This is a genomic window from Mesorhizobium sp. LSJC280B00, assembly GCF_000502835.1.
GTDB lineage: Bacteria > Pseudomonadota > Alphaproteobacteria > Rhizobiales > Rhizobiaceae > Mesorhizobium.
Genome location: NZ_AYVL01000022.1, coordinates 33627 through 56287 on the forward strand (window position 1 = coordinate 33627; position 22661 = coordinate 56287).

At 63.4% G+C, this 22661-nt stretch carries 26 protein-coding genes; 14 read left to right on the forward strand and 12 right to left on the reverse strand.

Annotation, left to right across the window (positions count from 1 at the left end; genetic code table 11):
• Positions 1-3 precede the first annotated feature (3 nt).
• Positions 4-189, forward strand: a complete 186-nt coding sequence (locus X773_RS64970; protein ID WP_023678975.1) for a hypothetical protein — start codon at positions 4-6, stop codon at positions 187-189.
• 7 nt (positions 190-196) lie between these two features.
• Entirely contained in the window at positions 197-382 is a 186-nt protein-coding gene (locus X773_RS64975) for a hypothetical protein (RefSeq protein ID WP_023678976.1), read from the forward strand.
• A gap of 70 nt (positions 383-452) precedes the next feature.
• On the opposite strand, the gene X773_RS64980 is transcribed toward X773_RS64975, so the two are convergent.
• From X773_RS64980 to rph, 5 genes are all read right to left on the reverse strand, one after another.
• Positions 453-776, reverse strand: a complete 324-nt coding sequence (locus tag X773_RS64980; protein WP_023678977.1) for a low molecular weight protein tyrosine phosphatase family protein — start codon at positions 774-776, stop codon at positions 453-455.
• A 4-nt stretch (positions 777-780) separates the two neighbouring features.
• Entirely contained in the window at positions 781-2019 is a 1239-nt protein-coding gene (gene hemW / locus X773_RS64985) for a radical SAM family heme chaperone HemW (protein ID WP_023678978.1), read from the reverse strand.
• Positions 2016-2678, reverse strand: a complete 663-nt coding sequence (gene rdgB / locus X773_RS64990) for an RdgB/HAM1 family non-canonical purine NTP pyrophosphatase (protein WP_023678979.1) — start codon at positions 2676-2678, stop codon at positions 2016-2018. Before rdgB ends, hemW begins: the two co-directional genes overlap by 4 nt.
• Positions 2678-3088: a VOC family protein gene (locus tag X773_RS64995; RefSeq protein ID WP_023678980.1), complete on the reverse strand. Its 411-nt coding sequence runs from the start codon at positions 3086-3088 to the stop codon at positions 2678-2680. Before X773_RS64995 ends, rdgB begins: the two co-directional genes overlap by 1 nt.
• 32 nt (positions 3089-3120) lie before the next feature.
• Positions 3121-3837, reverse strand: a complete 717-nt coding sequence (gene rph, locus X773_RS65000; protein ID WP_023678981.1) for a ribonuclease PH — start codon at positions 3835-3837, stop codon at positions 3121-3123.
• Positions 3838-4067: 230 nt separating this feature from the next.
• Between rph and hrcA the strand changes: the two genes are divergently transcribed.
• From hrcA to X773_RS65030, 6 genes are all read left to right on the forward strand, one after another.
• A complete protein-coding gene (gene hrcA / locus X773_RS65005; RefSeq protein WP_245274772.1) occupies positions 4068-5096 on the forward strand; it encodes a heat-inducible transcriptional repressor HrcA in 1029 nt (342 codons plus the stop codon).
• A gap of 36 nt (positions 5097-5132) precedes the next feature.
• Positions 5133-5330, forward strand: a complete 198-nt coding sequence (locus X773_RS65010) for a hypothetical protein (protein ID WP_023678983.1) — start codon at positions 5133-5135, stop codon at positions 5328-5330.
• 99 nt (positions 5331-5429) lie between these two features.
• Complete coding sequence (locus X773_RS65015; protein ID WP_023678984.1) at positions 5430-6785, forward strand: sorbosone dehydrogenase family protein; 1356 nt, start codon at positions 5430-5432, stop codon at positions 6783-6785.
• A gap of 87 nt (positions 6786-6872) precedes the next feature.
• Complete coding sequence (locus X773_RS65020) at positions 6873-7490, forward strand: LysE family translocator (protein ID WP_023678985.1); 618 nt, start codon at positions 6873-6875, stop codon at positions 7488-7490.
• Positions 7491-7656: 166 nt separating this feature from the next.
• On the forward strand, positions 7657-8637 hold the full coding sequence (gene cysK / locus X773_RS65025; protein ID WP_023678986.1) for a cysteine synthase A: 981 nt from the start codon (positions 7657-7659) through the stop codon (positions 8635-8637).
• Positions 8638-8812: 175 nt separating this feature from the next.
• A complete protein-coding gene (locus X773_RS65030; protein ID WP_023678987.1) occupies positions 8813-9436 on the forward strand; it encodes a glutathione S-transferase family protein in 624 nt (207 codons plus the stop codon).
• Between the two features lie 15 nt (positions 9437-9451).
• Here X773_RS65030 and X773_RS65035 read toward each other — a convergent pair whose 3' ends face one another.
• Positions 9452-10708: an RNA polymerase sigma factor gene (locus tag X773_RS65035; protein ID WP_023678988.1), complete on the reverse strand. Its 1257-nt coding sequence runs from the start codon at positions 10706-10708 to the stop codon at positions 9452-9454.
• A gap of 7 nt (positions 10709-10715) precedes the next feature.
• Positions 10716-11084, reverse strand: a complete 369-nt coding sequence (locus X773_RS65040; protein WP_023678989.1) for a YciI family protein — start codon at positions 11082-11084, stop codon at positions 10716-10718.
• A gap of 257 nt (positions 11085-11341) precedes the next feature.
• On the opposite strand from X773_RS65040, the gene X773_RS65045 reads away from it, so the two are divergent.
• From X773_RS65045 to X773_RS65055, 3 genes are all read left to right on the forward strand, one after another.
• The gene (locus X773_RS65045) at positions 11342-12301 is read left to right on the forward strand and encodes a TAXI family TRAP transporter solute-binding subunit (RefSeq protein ID WP_023678990.1); all 960 of its coding nucleotides are present in this window, start codon (positions 11342-11344) and stop codon (positions 12299-12301) included.
• 161 nt (positions 12302-12462) lie between these two features.
• The gene (locus X773_RS65050; RefSeq protein ID WP_023678991.1) at positions 12463-14559 is read left to right on the forward strand and encodes a TRAP transporter permease; all 2097 of its coding nucleotides are present in this window, start codon (positions 12463-12465) and stop codon (positions 14557-14559) included.
• Positions 14556-14939, forward strand: coding sequence for a DUF1850 domain-containing protein (locus X773_RS65055; RefSeq protein WP_023678992.1), 384 nt, complete (start codon positions 14556-14558; stop codon positions 14937-14939). The genes X773_RS65050 and X773_RS65055 overlap by 4 nt, the downstream gene beginning before the upstream one ends.
• On the opposite strand, the gene X773_RS74980 is transcribed toward X773_RS65055, so the two are convergent.
• The 4 genes from X773_RS74980 to X773_RS74985 form a co-directional block, all read right to left on the reverse strand.
• On the reverse strand, positions 14852-15376 hold the full coding sequence (locus X773_RS74980) for a DUF4166 domain-containing protein (RefSeq protein WP_084641495.1): 525 nt from the start codon (positions 15374-15376) through the stop codon (positions 14852-14854). The two genes, X773_RS65055 and X773_RS74980, sit on opposite strands and share 88 nt — an antisense overlap.
• A 27-nt stretch (positions 15377-15403) precedes the next feature.
• Complete coding sequence (locus X773_RS65060; protein WP_084641498.1) at positions 15404-16579, reverse strand: saccharopine dehydrogenase NADP-binding domain-containing protein; 1176 nt, start codon at positions 16577-16579, stop codon at positions 15404-15406.
• Between the two features lie 49 nt (positions 16580-16628).
• A complete protein-coding gene (locus tag X773_RS65065; protein ID WP_245274773.1) occupies positions 16629-17009 on the reverse strand; it encodes a DCC1-like thiol-disulfide oxidoreductase family protein in 381 nt (126 codons plus the stop codon).
• 257 nt (positions 17010-17266) lie between these two features.
• The gene (locus X773_RS74985) at positions 17267-17413 is read right to left on the reverse strand and encodes a hypothetical protein (RefSeq protein WP_023678994.1); all 147 of its coding nucleotides are present in this window, start codon (positions 17411-17413) and stop codon (positions 17267-17269) included.
• A gap of 407 nt (positions 17414-17820) precedes the next feature.
• Here X773_RS74985 and X773_RS65070 point away from each other — a divergent pair, with 407 nt between their 5' ends.
• The 3 genes from X773_RS65070 (at position 17821) to ligD (ending at position 21812) form a co-directional block, all read left to right on the forward strand.
• Positions 17821-18327 (forward strand): ferritin-like domain-containing protein, encoded by a 507-nt coding sequence (locus X773_RS65070; protein WP_023678995.1) that lies wholly within the window; start codon positions 17821-17823, stop codon positions 18325-18327.
• A gap of 119 nt (positions 18328-18446) precedes the next feature.
• Positions 18447-19298, forward strand: a complete 852-nt coding sequence (locus tag X773_RS65075; RefSeq protein WP_023678996.1) for a Ku protein — start codon at positions 18447-18449, stop codon at positions 19296-19298.
• 9 nt (positions 19299-19307) lie between these two features.
• Positions 19308-21812 carry a DNA ligase D gene (gene ligD / locus X773_RS65080; RefSeq protein ID WP_023678997.1) on the forward strand — a complete coding sequence of 835 codons (2505 nt, stop codon included), beginning with the start codon at positions 19308-19310 and terminating at the stop codon, positions 21810-21812.
• A 111-nt stretch (positions 21813-21923) separates the two neighbouring features.
• On the opposite strand, the gene X773_RS65085 is transcribed toward ligD, so the two are convergent.
• Positions 21924-22598 (reverse strand): winged helix-turn-helix domain-containing protein, encoded by a 675-nt coding sequence (locus X773_RS65085; RefSeq protein WP_023678998.1) that lies wholly within the window; start codon positions 22596-22598, stop codon positions 21924-21926.
• Positions 22599-22661: the final 63 nt, after the last annotated feature.

A 22661-nucleotide genomic window follows, 5' to 3' on the forward strand; every position in this document is an offset into this window, starting at 1 on the left:
AGGATGAACAGCCTGACGATACAGGACGTTTTCGAACCCTACTATGCCGGCCGCAAACGCTTCGCCGCGCCATGCGACAAGAGCCTGCCTGCCGAAGCCGCAGATGGCAGAGCCAAGAAGCCGCTTGCACGCCAGCGATCGGCAGAGAGCAAGCCCGCAAACGAAACCGACCGCACGATGGAGCACTGACCGGACGATGCCCAATCGCTTCGACATTTTCATCACCCGCCTCGAAACAAAAAGCGCCCGCGATGGCGCAGCGTCACATTCCACAGACGACCAGCACCATGCCTCACGCGACAAAAGCGAGATCAAGCCGGCCCGTTCCGGAGAGACCAGCGAAAAAGATCGCGCCAAACACCGCCACAAGCACGAGGCTTGACCCCGCAAACCTTAGCGATCGGTCGAGACAGTTCTCGAAGCGCGGTTGCGAATGCTCCGCGATGTATCATTCAACCCAGATACTTCGAGACACGCGCCTCCAGCAGGCCCACCAGAGCCGGGTCCATGAATGCATAGTCGTCGGGAATATCGAGGCAGATTACTCGAGCCTTTTTCAGGCTTGTCTTGAATTTCTGCTGCAGTTTGGCGCGGTGCGTTTTTTCCATCACGAAGATGATGTCGGCCCAGGCGACGAGTTCATGCGTCAACGGTATGTCGGCATCGTGATTAGTGCCGGCCGAAGCGACCTCGATGTCCCGCCGCTTGGAAAACACCTGCTCCGCCGTCGGGCTGCGCAAGCGATTCTGGCTGCAGATGAAGAGAACGTTCTTCAACGTGCTATCTGGCCAAATCCGCCACGACCGCATCGAGCACGATCATGCCGGCCGGCGTGGCGCGCAGGCGGGCATTGCCGATCGGCGCCACCAGGCCTTCGTCCTGCAGCACCGACAGCCGTGCCGTCGACAGGCCGCGCCCTGAAAATGCCTCGTAGCGGGAAAGGTCGATGCCTTCCGCCAGCCTCAGCCCCATCAGCAGGAACTCGTCGGCCNCTGAAAATGCCTCGTAGCGGGAAAGGTCGATGCCTTCCGCCAGCCTCAGCCCCATCAGCAGGAACTCGTCGGCCTCTTCCGACCGCGTCAGGACCTCGCCGCCGGTAACGCCATGACCCTTGGCCTCGACCAGATTGGCCCAGGTCTCCGGCATTTTCTCGGCGATCGTCACCACGCGGCGGCCATTTTCGACGAACCGGCCATGCGCGCCGGGACCGACGCCGACATATTCGCCATAACGCCAATAGGTGAGATTGTGCCGGCTTTCGGCGCCGGGCCTGGCGTGGTTGGAAATCTCGTAGGCCGGCAGTCCGCGCGCGGTGGTGATCTCCTGTGTCAACGCGTAGAGATCGGCGGCAAGCTCATTGTCTGGAATGATGAATTTCCTTGCCGCATGCAGTGCATGGAACGGCGTGCCTTCCTCGATGGTCAGCTGATAGAGCGACAGATGGTCTGCGGCGTGGCCGATCGCCTGCTCGAGCTCCGTCTGCCACGCTTTAAGCGTCTGGCCCGGCCGCGCGTAGATCAGGTCGAACGACAGCCGTGGGAATATCTCGCGCGCCAGGCCGATCGCATGCAGGGCCTCATCGACATTGTGCAAACGGCCGAGGAAGCGCAGATCCTTGTCGTGCAGCGCCTGCACGCCAAGCGATACCCGGTTGACGCCGGCCGCGCGATAGCCGCGAAAGCGCTCGGCCTCGACCGAGGAAGGATTGGCCTCCAGCGTCACCTCGATGCCATCAGGCACCGTCCAGTTCTTCGCCACTGCATCCAGCACCGCCGCCACGGCCTGCGGCTTCATCAGCGATGGCGTGCCGCCGCCAAGAAAGATGCTGGTCACCTCGCGCGGTCCGGTGCGGCCGCGCATCGTCGCCAGCTCGGTCTCGAAGGCGCGGGCAAAACGCTCCTGGTCGACCGGCTGGTGGCGGACATGGCTGTTGAAGTCGCAATACGGGCATTTGGCCGCGCAGAACGGCCAGTGGACGTAGACGCCGAAACCAGGCCTGCGGTCGAGCAGCATGGTCATACGCCGGCCAATCGGGCTTGCGCGAATTTCTGGAAGGCGCGGGCACGGTGCGACAATGTGGTTGGCTGGCCGGGCTTCCAGCCATGCTTTTCCTTCGCGCTCATCTCGCCGAAGGTCTTTTCGAACCCGTTGGGCAAGAACACCGGATCGTAGCCGAAGCCGAGCTCGCCGCGCGGTGGCCATACCAGCGTGCCCTCGACCTCACCGCGAAAATATTCCGCCTGGCCATCGGGAAAGGCCAGGCAGATGACCGCGACAAAGCGGCCCTTGCGCTGGGCAGGCGTGATCGCGCCAACTTCTTGCAAGGCCACTTCCGTGCGCTGCATGGCCATGCCGAAGTCGCGGGAGCCGTCCGGCGTCTCAGCCCAGTTGGCGGTGTAGACGCCGGGTGCGCCGTCGAGCGCATCGACACACAGGCCGGAATCGTCCGACAGCGCCGGCAGTCCAGTGGCCTTGGCGGCGGCCAAGGCTTTTATGAGGGCGTTCTGCTCGAAAGTGGTGCCGGTCTCGTCCGGCTCCGGCAAGCCGTATTCCTTTGCGGACTTCGCTTCTATGCCGAATGGCGCCATCAGATCGGCGAATTCCCGCAATTTACCGGCATTATGGCTGGCGACGACGATCTTATGCCCGTCAAGCGAATGGACAGTTGGCGAATGCATCAGATGCCCCAGATTCTTGGCTCGGCGAATTCGATCGAATTGCCCGACGGGTCGCGAATATAGATCGAGCGGCCGCCCTGCGGCCATTCGAACTCGCTTTCGATGGCAATTTTCTTCGCCTCAAGATGCGCTTTCCAGCGTGGGATTTCATCCGCGCTTGCGGCGAAGCAAAGATGGCCCTGGCCGACCGCGCCATGCGGCGGTACTTTGAGCTTGGCGTCGGCCGGCGGCGGCACTTTGGTCGCCTCGGCATTGAACATAAGCAGCACGCTGTCGCCGCAGCGGAAGAAGAGATGCCTGCCATCGACCTTGCCGAGCAGATCGAGCCCGAGCACGCCCGAATAGAACCGTTCCGCGGCAGCAAGGTCCGTCACGTAGAGTGCTGATTCCAGGATTGCAGAAGGGGTCACAGGATCGCCAATCTCATCAATATTGACCGCAGCTAAGCCACCGCCATTTGCTGCAAGCTGACCAGGCGCTGAATACCTTTCTTGGCGAGCCCCATCAGCGCCGCGAACTGCTCTTCCGAGAACGGCTCGCCCTCGGCCGTGCCTTGGATCTCGACGATGCCGCCCTTGCCGGTCATGACGAAATTGGCGTCGGTGCCGGCCGAGGAATCCTCGATATAGTCGAGGTCGATGACCGGCTGGCCATCATGGATGCCGCAGGAGATCGCCGCAACGTGATCCTTCAGCACCTTGCCCAGGCTCGCCATCTGGCGGGTTTCCATCCAGCGCAGGCAGTCGTAGAGCGCCACCCAGCCGCCGGTGATCGAAGCGGTGCGCGTGCCGCCGTCGGCCTGGATCACGTCGCAGTCGACGGTGATCTGCTGCTCGCCGAGCGCCTGCAGATCGACCACGGCGCGCAGGGAGCGGCCGATCAGCCGCTGGATTTCCAGCGTGCGGCCGCCTTGTTTGCCGGCCGAAGCCTCGCGGCGCATGCGCTCGCCGGTCGAACGCGGCAGCATGCCGTATTCCGCCGTCACCCAGCCCTTGCCGGAGTTGCGCATCCAGCCCGGCACCTTTTCCTCCAGGCTGGCCGTACACAGCACATGCGTGTCGCCGAACTTCACCAGGCACGAGCCTTCCGCATGCTTGGAGACGCCGCGCTCGAAGGAGATGGGGCGCATTTCGTCGAATTGGCGTTTGGAAGGGCGCATTCAGGCTTCTTTCTTTCTTCGGAATCTTGGCCGGGGAATCTTGGCCGGCTTGTAGCCGCACGGGGCGTGAGGCGCAAAGGAAAATGGACCGGTTGCGCCGACACCGCGGAAGTCTATATCTTCGGGGCGGAGGTTTTTGGCTCGAAATGACAAAGGCAGTCGATCCCGGTTTGCAGTCGCACGTGCTCCCGTCGCACGCGCTGCAATCGCCCGCGCTTCAATCGCTCGACATGCGTTCGCGCGACATCTTCCGGCGCATCGTCGATTCCTATTTGAGGGATGGCGAGCCGGTCGGTTCGCGCAGCCTGTCGCGCATCCTGCCGTCGTCGCTGTCGCCGGCCACCATCCGCAACGTGATGAGCGACCTTGAGCATCTCGGCCTGATCTATGCGCCGCACATTTCGGCTGGCCGGCTGCCGACCCAGGCAGGCCTGCGCTTCTTCGTCGATGCTTTCATGGAACTTGGTGACCTCTCCGACGAGGAGCGCCGCACCATCGAGGCCCAGGTGCGCGCCTCCGGCTCGGGCGCGACGCTGGAGCATATGCTGACCGAGGCCAGCCAGATGCTGTCCGGCATGTCGCGCGGCGCCGGCCTCGTGCTCGCCGCCAAGAATGAGGTGGCGCTTAAGCACATCGAATTCATCCAGCTAGAGCCGACCAAGGCGCTGGCCGTGCTGGTCTCGCAGAACGGCGACGTCGAAAATCGCGTCATCGATCTGCCCGCCGGCATCACCATCTCGCAATTGCACGAAGCCTCCAACTTCCTCAACGCCCATATCCGCGGTCGCACCCTGGCCGAGGCGCGGGTCGAGATCGCCCGCATCAAGGAAGAGACCAGGGCAGCCCTCGACACGCTGTCGCAGGATCTGGTCGAGAAGGGCCTGGCGGTCTGGGCAGGCGCTGAAAGCGGCGTGCCTGGGCGGCTTATCGTGCGCGGCCGCGCCAATCTCCTGGAAAACGTCACTGCCCAGGCCGACATAGAATTGCTGCGGCATCTGTTTGAGGATCTGGAGACGCAGGATGGGCTGATCCAGCTTCTCGACCTCGCCGAGGCAGGCCCAGGCGTGCGCATATTCATCGGTTCGGAAAACAAGCTGTTTTCGCTGTCTGGCTCCTCGCTGGTGGTGGCACCCTATCGCGACAAGGACGCGCGCGTCGTCGGTGCGCTCGGCGTCATCGGGCCGACGCGGCTGAATTATGCGCGCATAGTACCGATGGTCGACTATACCGCGCAGCTGATTTCGCGCATGCTGAGCTAGGAGCCGCCGCGGGCCTGCCGCAAGGAGGAGAAAAGAATGGCGCTGGAATCGTTCAAGGCCCAGATCAGTCTGCTGCTCGAAGAAATGATCAACCAACCAGAGGATCAGCACGAGGTGCAAGAGCAGTTGCGCGAGAAGCTGCAAGAGATGCGGGCGATGGGTCTGCCGCTGCCGGCCGATCTGGTCGCGCTGGAAAAGCGCCTCGACGACGACTTTTACGCCTCTGGCAACTGAACGGGTTCGGCTTCAAATCCTCGTGTGCTGGACGGCCGCTTGGAACGATCAATACCTGATGCCGTTTGCCCTGTTCGAGGCGAATCCCGGAGGACGTTGATGATCCGATCTGGCGGCTTTGCGGCCGTTGCCGCTGCCCTCCTTGTTGCGACACCGGCAGCCGCCCAGCAGGCGGACCAGAATGTGCTCAAAGGCGAAGCCGCGTTTGGCGATTGGCACGCCGACAGGCCTGGCGTCCGACGCCTGATTGGGCCGCGAGACATGCCGGCAGCCGACCCCGCCCAATCCGCTTCGAACGGCGCCGGCGTGGCGGAACGGCCCGAACGCGCCAAGCCAGAATTGCCGTCGGGCTTTTCGGCTGAAATGATCGCATCCGGCATCGTCAATCCACGTGTCGTGCGCGTCGCTCCGAATGGCGACCTGTTTGTTGCCAACAGCCATGCCGACCAAATACGCGTCTATCGTCTCGCCGAGGGCAGCGCCAAGCCCATCGAGAAAGCGATCTTCGCCAAGGGGCTCAATTATCCCTACGGCATCGCCTTCTATCCGCCAGGAGACAAACCGCAATGGGTTTATGTCGCGAACAGCGACAGCATCGTCCGCTTCCCCTATCGCGATGGCGACCTGAAGACATCCGGCAAACCAGAAACCATTGTCGCCCAAATCCCGTCGGGTGGTCACACGACCCGCGACATCGCCTTCTCGCAGGACGGCAAAACGCTTTATTTGTCGGTTGGCTCCGCCTCGAACGTCGCCGAGGATATAGGTAAGGAGCCGGATAGCGGCCTCGACGCCTGGGCCAAATCAAAGCCGCTCGGGGCGGCCTGGGGCTCCGAGGACGGCCGTGCCGATGTGCTCGCCTTTGACCCGGATGGGAAAAATCCCCGAACTGTCGCCACCGGCCTGCGCAACTGTACGGGCATGACCGTGCAGCCCGCCACCGGCGCATTGTGGTGCGTCGTCAATGAGCGCGACGAACTCGGCGACAATGTGCCGTTCGAATTTGCAACAGCGGTCAAGGACGGCGGATTCTATGGTTGGCCTTGGTACTACATCGGCAATAACGAGGATCCGCGCCATCAGGGCGAGCGGCCAGACCTCGCCGGCAAGGCCACTGTCCCCGATGTATTGATGCAGGCGCATTCGGCGCCGATGAATATAGCCTTCTACGACGGCAAGAACTTCCCGGCGGATTATCAGGGTGACGCCTTCGTCGCCATGCATGGTTCGTGGAACCGTGGCGCCAGGACCGGCTACAAGGTGGTGAGGCTCAAATTCAGGGATGGCAAGCCGACAGGCGAATATGAGGACTTCATGACCGGCTTCGTCATCTCGAACGACGCCGTCTGGGGCCGACCGGTCGGTGTCGCGATGGCCAAGGACGGCTCGCTGATCGTCACCGAGGACGGCAACGGCACCATCTGGCGCATTACCTACGAAGACGGCCGCTCCTGAACGGCGGTGTCGCCTGCTGCGCTGGCGCAATCGAATTCGGCCCGAGGGAATTCACCCAACTTCAACATTGTGCGACAAGCGCCAATCATGACACTCACCGGGTTCCTCGCCTATAGCGCCGCCCTCGGCATCGCCGCAGCCATCCCCGGCCCAGGCGTCACCGCGCTTGTCGCGCGTGCGCTGGGTTCCGGCTTCCGCTCGTCGCTGGCCATGTCGTTCGGGCTGATGCTCGGCGACCTGACCTATTTGACTGCCGTGGTGCTCGGCCTGGCTTTCGTCGCACAGACTTTCGGCATGGTCTTCCTGGCCATCAAATGGCTGGGCGTCGCCTACCTCGCCTTTCTTGGCTGGCATTTCTGGACGAGCGGCATCACGCCCGAGACGGTGGAGGCCAAGAAAGGCAAGGGCGGCTTGACATCCAGCTTTATAGCCGGCCTCGCCGTCACGCTCGGCAATCCGAAGACGATGATCTTCTATCTTGCCATCACCCCGACCATCGTCGATCTGAAGACGATCACGCTGGCCGATTACGGCATTCTTGTCGCGCTCACCATCGTCGTCCTGCTCGTCGTGCTGGTGCCCTATCTGGCGCTGGCGGCCAAGGCGCGCTGGTTCCTGAAGTCGCCGCGGGCGCTGAGGGCACTCAACCGCACCGCCGCCGGCTTCATGGTCGGTGCGGCGGCGGCAATTGCTGCCCGCCAATAAATCTCTTTCGCCAATCCGCCCAAGGATTGCCACGCCTTGCAAGGGCGGGGGTACTCAGCACGAACTTCACTCGGATATTTTTCGATCGACAGCCTATCTTGCGCGGCGGATGGCTCTATCCTAGGCCCCGCCCGACTCTTGCCGCTTGACCTCTGGGAGGAAATCAATGAACAAGCCCGCCACCCCCGCACACGTGCCCGGCCGCGGCCGCATCTACAATTCGATCACCGAGACGATCGGCGACACGCCGCTGGTGCGGCTTGATAAATTCGCCAGGGAGAAGGGCGTCGTCGCCAATCTGCTGGCCAAGCTCGAATTCTTCAACCCGATCGCCTCGGTCAAGGACCGCATCGGCGTGTCGATGATCGAGGCATTGGAGGCTTCGGGCAGGATTACGCCCGGCAAGACCACCCTGATCGAGCCGACCTCGGGCAATACCGGCATCGCGCTCGCCTTTGCCGCCGCTGCCAAGGGCTACAAGCTGATCCTGACCATGCCGGAAACCATGTCGGTCGAACGCCGCAAGATGCTGGCTCTGCTCGGTGCCGAACTGGTGCTGACCGAAGGGCCGAAAGGCATGAAGGGCGCCATCGCCAAGGCGGACGAGCTGGCGGCAACGCTGCCCGACGCTGTCATTCCGCAGCAATTCGAAAACCCGGCCAATCCGGAAATCCATCGCCGCACCACGGCCGAGGAAATCTGGAACGACACCCATGGCGAAGTCGATATCTTCGTTGCCGGCATCGGGACCGGCGGCACCATCACCGGCGTCGGCCAGGTGCTGAAGAAGCGTAAGCCCTCGGTGCATGTCGTCGCCGTCGAACCGGAAGCCTCGCCGGTGCTGTCGGGCGGCCAGCCAGGCCCGCACAAGATCCAGGGCATTGGCGCCGGCTTCGCGCCAAAAATCCTCGACACGACGATCTATGACGAAATCGTCAAGGTCTCGAACGAGGATTCGGTTGCCAATGCACGGCTCGTCGCTCGGCTCGAAGGTGTGCCGGTCGGCATCTCGTCGGGTGCCGCCCTGCAAGCGGCGATCGTCGTCGGCTCGCGGGCCGAGAACAAGGGCAAGAACCTCGTCGTCGTCATCCCCTCTTTCGCCGAGCGCTATCTCTCGACGATCCTGTTCGAGGGATTGGGCGCTTAGACACGAGCGTTTTTGACCGGTCAGTAGCGATCCTTCGCGATGCCCTCCGACATCAAATACTCTGTATCACGCGTCGGCGTGGACCGCTGAAAAACCACCTGTGGCGGGCGTCGTTCGCTTGAGCGGCGGGTCCCTTCCGTATCAAATCGTCGCTGCCCGGCAGGTGGAGGACTTCATGTACAAGCTCTATACGCGTGCCAATACCGGCGGCTTTGTCATCGAGGCGGCGCTCGCTTTGGCGGGCGTGCCTTTCGACCAGATCGACGTTCCGAAGGGCCGACCCGACCAGGCCTTTTTAGATATCAGCCCCTTGAACCAGGTGCCGGTCCTGATCTTGCCGGACGGACGCTCGATGACCGAATCGGCGGCGATCTGCATCCTGCTGGCCGAGCGCCACCCGGAAGCAGGACTGGCGCCCGCAGCAAGTTCGGCTGACCGTGCCGACTTCCTGCGCTGGATGTTTTTCATGTCCTCCGTCATCTATTCGGCTGACCTGCGGTTCTTCTACGCTCATCGCTACACGACCGATCCCCGCGGCGTGGACGCTGTCAAACGGGCGGCGGTCTCGGAAATGGATCGCAGCTTCGCCATTCTCGATGCCGCCCTCGCAGGCCATGACTGGCTGGCCGGCGACCAACTCTCGCTGGCCGACATCTATCTCGTCATGTTGGTGGCCTGGCATCCGGAGGTCGCGAAGGTTCCAACCGCTTGGCCGAATATCGGACGCCTGTGGGCCAATTTGCGGGAACATCGAGTGATAAAGAGGCTGAATGCTTCCCACGACATGTGGCCGGCCTAAGCACTCCGCCTTGTCTCAGTGTCTTTCCGCGTGGCCGAGCCATGCCCGTCGTTCCTGCAGGAACCGGCGCACGGCCGGATCGCGTTCGAGGCCGATAGCCCGGTCATAGGCCTCGCTCGCTTGCGGAACTTTGCCGAGCCTGGCCAGCAGGCCCGCGCGGGCGGCCCAGTAAGGTTGATAGTCATACAGCCGCTTGTCGTCGCCAAGCTCATCAAGTGCACTCAATCCTGCCGAAGCGCCTTCGGCCTCGGCAATGGCCACCGCGCGGTTGATCGAAACCACCGGCGAGCCGGCAATCACCGACAGCGCGTCATAGAGCTCCTTGATCGCGACCCAGTCGGTACAACCGGTCAGCCGTCGTGTCGTATGGGCGGACTGCACGGCGGCCTCGAGTTGGTAGCGGCCGACAACGCTCTTGGCCGCGGCGTGCCTGAGCAGCGTCTCCGCTTCATCGATCATTGTATCGTCCCACAGTACAAGATCCTGCTCGGCCAGCGGTACATAATCGCCCGCCGCGTTGCGCCGCGCTGCACGCCGCGCCTCGGCGAACAGCATCAGCGCCAGCAGGCCGAGCGCTTCCGGTTCGTCTGGCATTAACGTGGCCAGCAGACGGCCGAGCCAGATGCCTTCGGTCGCGAGATTACGGCGCAGCGTTTCCGTGCCGGCCGGGTCGGACCAGCCTTCGGCAAACGCCGCGTAGATCGCTTCCAGAACGGTGCCCAGCCGCTCGCCGAGTTCGGCCCTCTCCGGGACGCGGAACGGAATGCCGGTCTCGCGGATGCGGGTCTTGGCGCGCACCAGGCGCTGGCTCATCGTGGCTGGCGAGACAAGAAAAGCCGAGGCGATGGTCGCTGCGTCGAAGCCAAGGACGGTCTGCAGGATCAGCGGCGCTCGTACGCCGGCCTCGATAGCCGGATGGGCGCAGGCAAACATCAGCCTGAGCCGCTCGTCCGGCAGGTCTTCGTCGGCCATGCGTGCCTCCATCTCCTCGGCGATCAGCCTGAGGTGGTCGCGGCCCGCCTCGCTGGTCAGGCGCCGCCGGATTGCGTCGACGCGGCGCCTGCGCGCCACCGCCAGCAGCCAGGCTTCCGGCTTGTCGGGCACGCCCGCCTGTGGCCAACGCTCGAGCGCCGCTGCAAAGGCATCGGCCAAGGCGTCCTCGGCACCGGCCACGTCGCGCGTGCGCGCGGCGAGATAGGCGACCAGTTTGCCGTAGCTTTGCCGGGCGGCCGCTTCCGCCGCCGCCCGCGCCATCTCCGGGCGACCGTCTATCACATGGTCATTTCTCAGATAAGTACTCCGTCATTTCCCAGATCGGTCGCACCTCGACCGTGCCGGTGCTGGCGCCCGGGCAGCGCGCCGCCCAGGCAATGGCGGCGTCGACGTCCTCCGCTTCGATCATATAGAAGCCGGCAAGCTGCTCCTTGGTGTCGGCATAGGGGCCGTCGAGCACGTTGGTCTTGCCATTGGCCATCCGTACCGAAGTAGCGGATTGCGTCGGCTTCAACCGGTCACCGCCAAGCCAGGCGCCCGATTTCTTCAGCGCTTCGGTGTAGGCGACATAGGCGCTCGACATCTGTGTCACCGCGTCTGCCGGCGCGGCAGCCATCCCGGCCTCGTTTCCGTAGATCAAAAGCATATATCGCATGGTCTTCTCCCGTGGTTTGAAGGCCGCATCGTTGCGAGCCGGACGTATGTCGCGCAGCCCTGCCCGATTTCGACAAGCGCTGGAAAAATCTTCGGCCGCGATGCGACATCGCGCAAGCGCCGATGTGTTGCGGCATTGCTTAGCCGTTCGTCTAATCACTGCTATTGCGGGTTGGCATTTCCCGCCCGCCGTCTAAACTTGCCTCGCTTCGCGCCGCAGAGGACGGCACGGCGGCGAATTTTCAGGGAGGAAATCGCATGCTCAATTTCAGGACGAAATTTATTGCGGCCGGTGTGCTGGCGCTGTCGCTTGGCCTTGGCGCGGTATCGGTCAAGGCGCAGGAATTCATCAACGTGCTGACCGGCGGCACGTCGGGCGTCTACTATCCGCTCGGCGTCGCGCTGTCGGAAATCTATGGCAAGGGCATCGAAGGCGCGCGCACCCAGGTACAGGCGACGAAGGCGTCGGTCGAAAATCTCAATCTCTTGCAACAGGGCAAGGGCGAGATTGCTTTCGCGCTGGGCGATTCCGTAAAGCTGGCCGCTGAAGGCAATACCGAAGCCGGCTTCCCAGGCAAGCTCGACAAGCTGCGCGGCATTGCCGCCATCTATCCCAACTACATCCAGATCGTCGCCAGCAAGGAATCCGGCATCAAGACGCTTGCCGACCTCAAGGGCAAGAGCCTGTCGGTCGGCGCGCCGGCCTCGGGCACCGAGCTCAACGCCCGCACGATATTCGCTGCAGCCGGGCTGAAATACGAAGACCTCGGGCGGATCGAATATCTGCCCTTCGCCGAATCGGTGGAGCTGATCAAGAACCGCCAACTTGACGCCACGCTGCAATCGGCTGGCCTTGGGGTCGCGTCGATCCGTGACCTCGCCACCTCGGTGCCGGTCAACATCGTTGCCGTGCCGGCGGAGGACGTCGCCAAGATCGGCTCGCCCTATCTTTCCGTGGTCATCCCCAAGGGCACCTACGAGGGCCAGACCGAGGATGTTGCGACCGCCGCCGTCGGCAATTTCCTGATCACCAGCGCCGATGTCTCCGACGAGACCGCCTACCAGATGACGAAACTGCTGTTCGAGCATCTCGACCAGCTCACCGCTGCCCACGCAGCCGCCAAGGCGATCGACCCGGCCAAGGCACTCGACGGCATGCCGGTGCCGCTGCATCCGGGCGCCGAGAGGTATTACAAGGAAAAGGGATTGGTGAAGTAAGGAGCCATCCCTCCCCTTTTAGGAGAAGGTGAACGGCTGCCGAAGGCGAATGGACGGGTAGGGTCGGTTGAGGCCGCGCACTGCCGCACCGACCCCACCCGCCTCGCTTCGCTCGGCACCCTCCCCTCGAGGAGGGGACCGCCCCGCCAGGAACCCCGCTAATGACCGTAACCCCGACCGTTCTTTCCCCCACAGCGGAAGCTCCTGTCGAAGGATTGCCGCCTGGCTTCGGCGAAGGCATCGCCGGCAAGGCGGCTTTTTTTATCGCCATCGCCTTCTCCATCTTCCAAATCTACATCGCCGCCTATGGCAGCCTGCCGAGCCAGGTCATACGCGCCATGCATGTCGGCTTCCTGCTGCTGCTCGGCTTTGCCCTAATCGCCAATCTGCGCGCCAAAAGCGTCCCGGCGAAAGCAGTGTTCTGGACGCTCGGCCTGCTTGGTTTCGCCACCGGTCTGTACAATTGGGTGTTCTATGCCGACCTCATCCGCCGCTCCGGCTTTCTCACCACGCCTGACCTGATCGTCGGCGCGGTGCTGGTCGTGCTGGTCTTCGAGGCGGCGCGGCGGTTAATGGGGCTGCCGCTCGCCGTCATTGCCTTCATCTTTCTCGCCTACGCATTTGCCGGCAATCATCTGCCGCCGCCGTTCATCCATCGCGGTTATGATTTCGCCCAGCTCGTCGACACCTTCGCCTATGGCACCGAAGGCATCTACGGCACGCCGATCTATGTCTCGGCCGCCTACATCTTCATCTTCGTCGTTTTCGCCGCCTTTCTTGAGCGCGCCGGCATGATCGCGCTGTTCAACGATTTTGCGCTTGGCCTGGTCGGCTCATGGCGCGGCGGCCCGGCGCAAGTCTGCGTGCTGTCCTCGGCGCTGATGGGCACCATTTCCGGCTCCGGCGTCGCCAATGTGGTGGCCAGCGGCCAGTTCACCATCCCGCTGATGAAACGCTTCGGTTTCCGCTCGGCTTTCGCTGGCGCCGTCGAGGCGACCTCGTCGATGGGCGGCCAGATCATGCCGCCGGTGATGGGAGCGGTTGCCTTTATCATGGCCGAGACCCTGAACATCCCCTATGCCGCGGTGGTCAAGGCGGCGATCATTCCGGCGCTGCTCTATTTCGGCGCCTGTTTCTGGCAGGTGCACCTGGAAGCTGGCAAGGCCGGCCTGCACGGCATGGCCAAGGCCGACCTGCCCAATCCGTGGGATGCGGTGAAACAACACTGGCCGCTGGTGCTGCCGCTGGCAGCGCTGATCTACCTGCTGTTTGCCGGCTATACGCCGGTCTTCGCCGGCACCATGGGCCTGGCGTTGACCATTGTGCTTATCCTCGGCACGCCGCTGGCAGCATCGATCGGGCCGCTCGCCTTCCGCATCGTCTTCTGGCTGGCGCTCGGGCTTGCCGCGGCTTCCTTCATGAAATTCGGCGTCAACATCCTCAGCCTGGTCATCGCCGTGCTGGTCGCCGCCTGCCTCACCTTCAAGGGCGGGCGCGAGACGCTGCGCATATGCGTGGATTCCCTTGCCGAAGGAGCGAAGAACGCGCTGCCGGTCGGCATTGCCTGCGCCATTGTCGGCATCGTCATCGGCACGTTGACGCTTACCGGCATCGCCTCGACCTTCATCGGCTGGATCATCTCGATCGGCGAGAACAATCTGTTCCTGTCGCTGCTTTTGACCATGCTCACCTGCTTGGTGCTCGGCATGGGCATACCGACAATTCCCAACTACATCATCACTTCGTCGCTGGCCGGGCCAGCGCTGCTGTCGCTCGGCGTGCCGTTGGTGGTCAGCCATATGTTCGTCTTCTATTTCGGCATCATGGCCGATCTCACCCCGCCTGTGGCGCTGGCCGCCTTCGCCGCCGCGCCCATGGCCAAGGAAAGCGGCCTCAAGATCGGCATCCAGGCCACCAAGCTTGCCATTGCCGGCTTCGTTGTGCCGTTCATGGCGGTCTATACCCCGGCGCTGATGCTGCAGGACCCCGGCCCGATCGCCGCCCAGTTCGGCTATCCCGTCGAGGTCGCCTATATCGTCATCAAAGCCTGCATGGGTATCGTCCTGTGGGGCGTCGCGGCCGTCGGATTTCTCGCCCGGCGCATGGCGTGGTGGGAACGCCTCGTCGCCTTCGCCGCCGGCGTGCTGCTGGTTGCGGCGCTGCCGCTCACCGACGAGGCGGGCTGGGCGCTGTCCCTTGCCTGGATCGGCTGGCACTGCTGGCGCGCGCGGCAGGCTTCGCTGGCTAATTCAGCATGAGCCTCTGCATCGTCGCGGCCGGCAAGACGGTGACGCTCGCGGTCGCTGCCTTCACGCTCTCCTGGGTGCATTCGGTGGAGAAGACCCAGTGGCAGGAAGACTGGAAGGTGCTGCCGTCCGGCCTGCAGCTGGTCGAGGCCCGCATCAAGGGATCGGGCGCCGGGATGGAGCCGCCGCAAGGCTCGGCGCTGCGCGACGGCTGGTGGGTCTATGCGCCCAAAATCGGGCCACAGCTGCGCCTGGTGCTCGCGGCGTCCGGTGCGACCGGCGGAGGCTGGACGCTGTGCACGGCTCAGGACTGCCGTGAGCTGGGCAAGCTGGCAGGCGAGGCGGTCTCGCTGGAGCCGTGCGGGCTGGAAGGCTCCAGCCAGCCGCGATAGCGGGCGATCATGCCGGCAAGCGGATGCGAGATCTCGACATGGAAGCGGAAGCGGCCATCCTTCACCGTTTCGTAGGAAGTCGAGCGTGGACCGAGCCACATCGGAAGCGGCAGGCCAAAAAAACTCCAGCGGCGCAAGACCAGCGCCAGCCGGCCGTCTTCGGCAACCAGCGCCATCGCGAAGGTCAGCGGGCCGAAGCGTTCGCACAGCAAGCGCTGCGATCGACCCCGGCCTGCGGACTGTAGGCTCGAAAAACTGTGCTTGCCGAATGTCCGGGTCCAGGTCTCGCCGTCCTTGTCGGTGTCGAAGCGGACATGAACCGGGATGTCCTCGCTTGCCCCGGGGAAGACGACCGTCCAGGCCATTAGCCGGCCAAGAACATTGCGCCCGCGTTCGACGCGCGCGCGGCCTGCGGCCGTGATCGTACGGTCATGCATTGACCGAATTGCCTCGGGAAGGCCTTGTCAGGCGGCACCGAGCAGCTCGGCATAAAGCGGCTTGTCCTCGTCCGCCGCCCCGTTCCTGAAGCCGGTGTAGATTGTCCGCCCGGCGAACAGGGCTTCATAATCCCGGAGCTCCAAATCGCGCACCCCCGCCCGTGCGCCCGGCGCGGGCTGATGTCCGGCCAGCGCTTTGCGGGCCAGTGCTTCGACCGCCATCGACGGGATCAGCGGCCCGTCATTGCCCTCGGCCAAGAGATACCACGAGCGCTTGACGATGGCGCCCGCCCGATCCGATCCCTCCACCTCGACGAACATGCCGCCGCGATGCTCGCCCCAGCGCAGCCGGTTCGTTGCCTGATGCATCAGCGGCGCCAGTGGCGAAAGCGAACCGATCAATCCGGCTCGCACCAGCCAGGCGAGGCCGATCAGGGCGCGGTGCAGCACCTCGGGTACCGGCCCGGCTCCCATCCAGATGGTCCTCGCCTCCGGCCAAAGCGCGGCCAAGGCGCGCAGGTCCGGAACGTCGACCAGAGAAAACAGCGCGTTTCGAAGCGGCAGCCGGCCCGGCGGCGCGATAGTGTAGCGCAGCTGCTCGGTAAACGGACGGCCTTGTTCGGGACGGCCATTGCGAACAAGCCGCACCGGCCGACCGGCATAACCGGCGATAGCCCGGATGACGTTCCCGCCGACGCCGGCAAAGGGCGAAGGCGCGATGCCGCCGCGAATGCCGTCGACCCGCGTCAGGTCCGAAGACAGGCGACGCACCACCGCCGCCGTCAGCACCGGAAAGCTCGAGACGCCGGACAGCACGAAGACGCCGGCGTTTCGCGCCGCCTCGTCGAACGCAGAGACACCGGCGACGAAATCCGAGCCGTCGGCTAGATCGAGATAGTTGATGCGCCGGGCGATGCAGGCCTCGATCAGGCGATAGCGTCCCTCGCCATAGGCCTGGAACGGACCGCTCGCGTCGACTACAATATCAGGCTCAAATGCAGCGAGTTGCGCGGCGAGATCGCCGTCACGGTCGAACAGTGCCGGCACCAGCTGGGCTGCTGTCGGGGCGCTCTTCTTGCAATACGCGTCAGCCTTGGCGAGCGAGCGCCCGGCGACAAAGAGGATCAGATGCGGCTCGCCCTCCAAAAGCTCGACGGTGCGACCGCCAAAGGTGCCATAGCCGCCGACGACAAGAACCTTCATCCGCAGTTCCCCCAAAATGCCCCTCCCGCTCCCGGCCAAGGCAACGAACCTAGCCGATCAATCTTGCCCTCACCTCGGCGGAAGGGATTTCGCAATTGTCCTTCTTGCCGAACAGGGCGTAGCGGTTCTTTGCGATGCGGTCGTAGAGCCAGTCGCGAAGCGGGCGCGGCAACAGCAGCAGGATCCGCGCCGCCCGCCACGGCCAGCCGAGTTCGGCCATGACGGCAACGAAACTGTCCAGGCGGGTGAAAGCCGCGCCATCGACGATGACGAGATTGGTCTCGTAGCGATCCGTCCGCAGCCCGTATTTCTTGAACAGCATCTCGCCGAAGGGCGACTGCGCCGTTACGAAATGGAAGCGGCCCTTGCGGTCGAGCTTCACCACCATGCGCACAAAGCCCGAGCACAACACGCAAATACCGTCGAACACGATCAACGGGCGACTTGATTCGAATTCTGGCGGCTCAGGAGAATGGTTCGGCTTGACGATCACGTGACGCCCGGCAGCTGGTGTCAGGCGACACTAGGCCTGCCGGCGGCTGGATCAAAGCCCGGAATGCTAGAGGCTTGGCGTTGTCGCACGCCGTCTGTCGGTCAGCGCAGGGCGCTCGGCGCGATAGGTCGTTGACCGATTGTCGGCGTCGGGCCGGCAGATACGGCTGTCGTGACGGCTCTCCATGCTCATCATCACCGCACGCTGATCCCAAGCGTGTTGCCACGGCGCGCGCAGGCGGGGCCTGGGCCGCGCATATAGTAGCGCTCAGGCCGATAGGTCGGCGCGACGAATTCGCGGATGGCGGCGGCATAGCCGGCGATTTGATTCCAGAAGCTCATTTTACTCGGTCCCTGTCCCGTTTCGGATGTCCCTTCCGAATTGCGGGGATCATAGCGTCCAGGCGTGAATAGTCGGTGAACGCGATGTTAATCTCTGGTCGAAAATGCCTTTGTTCATGGCTGGAATGCGGCTGATTCGCGGTGTTTCCATGCAGTCCGTCGGCATTTCGTCCAGTGTGACTTTTGCATCACATATGTTTCGCCTGAATGTCGCAGAGGCGCGGTTTTGTTTCAGGTTTTGCCGGACCGCGAAATTTCCGTGCACGCGGCCGGAAAACCAGGAACCGGCCCGTCAGCCGCACGTTGATTTCCCAGTGCCGGGACGAACCGGCTCCGCAGGCTGCGGTGCTCGGGTGGGCCGCAGCCAAAAAATCCGAAACTGCAAGAGCAATGGAAAGGCAAAGGCCATGGGTTTCTTTTCGAAGGATATCAAAACCCTCGACGACCTCTTCGTGCACACGCTGCGTGACATCTATTACGCTGAAAAACAGATCGAGAAATCGCTGCCGAAGATGATCGACAAGGCGAGTGATGCGCAGCTGAAAGCCGGCTTTGAGAAACATCTCGCTCAGACCAAGGGTCATATCCAGCGTGTCGAGCAGGTGTTCGAACTGCACGGCGTGAAGGCCAAGCAGGTCGACTGCCCGGCCATCGATGGCATTCTCGAAGAAGCCGACGACGTCAGCGGCGACATCGCCGACAAGGAGGTTCTCGACGCTGCGCTGATCGCCTCCGCCCAGGCGGTCGAGCATTATGAGATGACCCGTTACGGCACCCTGATTGCTTGGGCCAAGCAACTGGGCCGCAGCGACTGCGCCAATGTGTTGGCCAACAACCTCAAGGAGGAGCAGGCAACCGACCGCAAGCTTACCGAAATAGCGGAAGGCAAGGTCAACCTGCAAGCCGCCGAGTAGGGCAGTGAGCGAGAACAAGGCAAGGCTGGGTTGAAAGCCCGGACTTGCCTTTTGCGCCGCCGGAACCGGAACGGACTTTGCCCGTTCTCGGTTGAACATTGTCGCGCAGGGAGTTTGTCATGGCGCCGCGCCCGGCCTGGAGAGGGTATCTCAAGCTTTCGCTGGTCACTTGCGCCGTCGAACTGACCAATGTCGTCACCCAGGCCGAGAAAGTCTCGTTCCGCGTGCTCAACCGCAAGACCGGCAATACCGTCAAGCGCGTCTATGTCGATTCGGCAAGCGGCAAGCCGCTCGATGAAGGCGACGAGATCAAGGGCTACGAGATCGGCGACGGCGACTTCGTCCAAATCGAGGAGGAGGAGATCGAAGCCGTGCAGATCGAATCCTCGCATACGATGAGCCTCGATGGTTTCATCGAAAAATCCTCGATCCAGCAGATCTATCTCGATGCGCCCTATTATGTGACGCCTGCGGACGAGGTCTCGGAAGAGGCCTTCGCCGTCATCCGCGACGCCATGGCCGCCAAGAAGACGGCGGGGCTAGCCCGCATTGTGCTCTATCGCCGCGAACGTCCGGTGGTCATTGAGCCGTTGGGCAAGGGTCTGCTGCTGACGACCCTGCGCTATGGCGATACGGTTCGCAGGCCCGAGATGGTGTTCGGCGACATCAAGCCGGTGAAGACCGACGTCGAGATGATCAGGCTGGCCGAACACATCGTCGATGACAAACAGGCGAAGTTCGATCCTTCCGAATTCGAGGACAAATACGAAAACGCCCTGATCGAGCTGGTCCGCGCCAAGAAGGCCGGCAAGAAGGCACCGAAGACCAAGGCGGAACCACGGCCCTCCAACGTCGTCAACCTCTTCGATGCGCTGAAGAAGAGCCTTTCGTCGGAAGCCGGTGCGCCGGCAAAGACCGGACGCCCGGCAAAAGGCGCCAAGTCCAAAGCCGCCCGGCGCAAATCTGCTTAGGATCCGCCCATGGCCAGCCTCGAGCAGTATCACGCCAAGCGCAATTTCAAGAAGACGGCCGAACCAGCCGGCAAGGTTTCGCGCGGCAAGAAAGCCGTGCCGGGTGGCATCTTCGTCATCCACAAGCATGCCGCCACCAGGCTCCACTACGACCTTCGTCTCGAGCATGGTGGCGTGCTGTGGAGCTGGGCGGTGACGCGAGGCCCGAGCCTCGACCCGCACGAAAAGCGGCTCGCCGTGCATGTCGAGGACCACCCGATCGACTATGCGCCGTTTGAAGGCACTATCCCGAAGGACCAATATGGCGGCGGCTCGGTCATTGTCTGGGATGAGGGAACTTGGGTCCCCGATGGCGACCCGGCAAGGGCGATGAAGAAAGGCCATATCAGTTTCGAACTGCATGGCCACAAATTGCATGGCGCCTGGCATCTGGTGCGGCTGAAGCCGCGTCCGGGCGAAAAGCGTGACAACTGGTTGCTGATCAAATCCGACGATGCCGCCGCGCGTCCGGGCGAGGACATTTTGCAGGAGGCGCCGCAATCGGTGAAATCCGGCCTGACCATCGAGGAGGTCGGCGAAGGCAAGACCGCCGACGGCAAGAAGCCAAGCGTCTGGCAGTCCGACAGGCCGGCCGCCAGCAAAGCGAAGGCCGTCGCGGCAAGGCGGCTGGAATTCATCGAACCGGCGCTCGCAACGCTGGAGCGGGACGCGCCGCCCGGCAAGGACTGGCTGCATGAGGTGAAGTTCGACGGCTATCGCATGCAGGCGCAGCTTGCCGGCACCGAGGTGCGGCTTTTGACACGCGCCGGCCTCGACTGGACCGACAAATTCGGTGGCGCAATTGTCGCGGCACTTGGCGGCCTGAAATGCACCGATGCTATCGTCGACGGCGAAATCGTCGTGCTGGCGGATAACGGCGTCTCGTCATTCTCGCTGCTGCAGCAGGATCTGTCGGCGGGCCGTACGGATCGTTTCATCTACTATGTCTTCGACCTGTTGCGTCTCAACGGTGAGGATATCCGTTCCGAGCCGCTGGTCGAGCGCAAGGAAAGGCTGCGCACCTTGCTCGCCGGACAGGTCGAGGATCAGGCCGTGCGCTTCAGCGACCACTTTGCCGAGCCCGGCAAGATCATGCTGGAGCACGCTTGCCGGCTGGGGCTCGAAGGCGTCGTCTCCAAGCGCGCCGATGCGCCCTACCGCAGCGGTCGTGTTCCCTCGTGGGTGAAGTCGAAATGCACGGCGCGCCAGGAGTTCGTCATCGGCGGCTATATGCCGTCGGACAAGACCGGGCGCGGCCTGCGCTCGTTGCTGGTCGGCTATCACGAGGGCGGCAAGCTGCGCTATGCCGGCCGCGTCGGCACCGGCTTCACGGCCAAAAGCACCAACGAGCTGAAGAAGAGGCTTGATGCGCTAAAGACGACGTCCTCGCCCTTCGACAGGGCGGTGCCAAGGGGCAAGGGGCTGGTCTGGGTCAAGCCCGAACTTGTCGGCGAGGTGGAGTTTCGCAGTTGGACGTCGGACCGTATAATACGCCACGCGTCGTTCCAGGGACTGCGCGAGGACAAGCCGGCGGAGGAAGTCGTGCAGGAGAAACCGAAAGCACACTCAGCGCCGGCAGAGCAGCCCAAGGCAAAGCCCGCCAAACCCGCCGGGACGGCGAAAACGTCGGTTACGCTGTCTCGCCCGGACAAGCTTCTGTGGCCGCAGGAGAAGGTATCGAAGCAGGATCTGGTCGATCATTATGCACTGGTCTGGCCGCGCATGAAGCAGTTCATCGTCAATCGGCCGCTCAGCTTGGTGCGGGCGCCGGACGGCGTCGGCGGCCCACGCTTTTTCCAGAAGCATGCCTCAGCGGGCATGAGTGAAAAAATAGCCGTGATGAAGGATCCGACGGACGGCGAGGAAATCCTGTTCATCCGCGATTTCGACGGCGTCGCGGCGCTGGTGCAACTGGGCGTCGTCGAGATCCACATCTGGGGCTCGACCACCAACGAGCTGGAAAAACCCGACCAGATCATCTTCGATCTCGATCCGGACGAGGGCGTCGACGTGAAGGCGGTGCGTGCCGCGGCGCTCGATATCCGCGGCCGGCTCGACGAACTGTCCCTGCCGAATTTCGTCAAGACCTCGGGCGGCAAGGGCTATCATGTCGTCGTGCCGCTGAAGCCGTCGGCGGATTGGGACGAGGTCAAAGGCTTCGCCCATGAGTTCGCCCGAGCGCTCGAACAGGCCGCGCCCGACCGCTACACGGCGACGCTGTCGAAGAGGGCGCGCACCGGCAAGATTTTCGTCGATTATCTGCGCAACGGCCGCGGCGCCACCACGGTTGCGCCCTATTCGTCGCGCGCCAAAAAGGGAGCCACGGTATCGATGCCGGTGACCTGGGCGGAGATCGAGGCCGGATTGCCGCCGAACGCCTTTCCGATCGGCGACAAGACGACGCTGAAGCGGCTCGGGCAAGCCGATCCCTGGGCGGATTTTTTCAAGCAGGCAAAGCCGCTCAAGCGCGGCTAGAGCAATTCCAGGAAAGTGTGAAACGGTTTTCCGTCCGGAATTGCATCAAAACAAAAAGATAGAGTGGTTCGGCGTTCCCGTGAAACGCCGAACGCGCATTGAAGCGAGCCGTCAGGCGAGAAACGTCGTCTCGAAGGCCTGCTTGCCTACCGGTGAAAAGATCACGGCACGGCTGTCCTTCTCGCGCCGCGCCCATTTCTCGGCGAGGATCTTGTCGAGAATGGCGGCGCCCAGCGTGCCGGCGAGGTGCGAACGCCGCACGCTCCAGTCGAGGCAGGCGCGGCACACCGGTCGCCGCGCTTTGGTATGGATGTCGATGCCGATCGCGGCGAAATGCGAGGCGGCGGACGGCCCAAGCTGGATCACCTTGTCGTCGCGCAGGAGCACTTGTCGAGCCACAAGACGGTCCAGCATCGCCACCGCCCGCTCGCCGGCGAGGTGATCGTAGCAGACCCGCGCCACGCGCATGGCCGCGTCGCGAGGGCCGGGTCGCACCCTCTGCGGTCCGACCGCAGCGGCAACGCCGGTGATGGCTTCGATCATTCCCGCCACCTGCGGGCCTGCGAGGCCGTAATAGCGGTGCCGCCCCTGGCTCGCCAGCGTCAGCAGCCCGCCTTCCATCAGCTTCGACAGATGCGAGCTCGCTGTCGGAAGCGACACCCCGGCTTCGAGTGCCAGTTCGCTCGCCGTCAGTGCCGTGCCGCCCATCAGTGCGGACAGCATGTTTGCCCGCGCCGGATCGCCCACCAGGCTGGCAATGCGGGCTATGTCGGGTCCTTCGCGCATAGTTCGTTCCTCATCGAAGCATCCTCGTCAGATAAAGCATTAGTCTCGATGCAAATCAAGGAG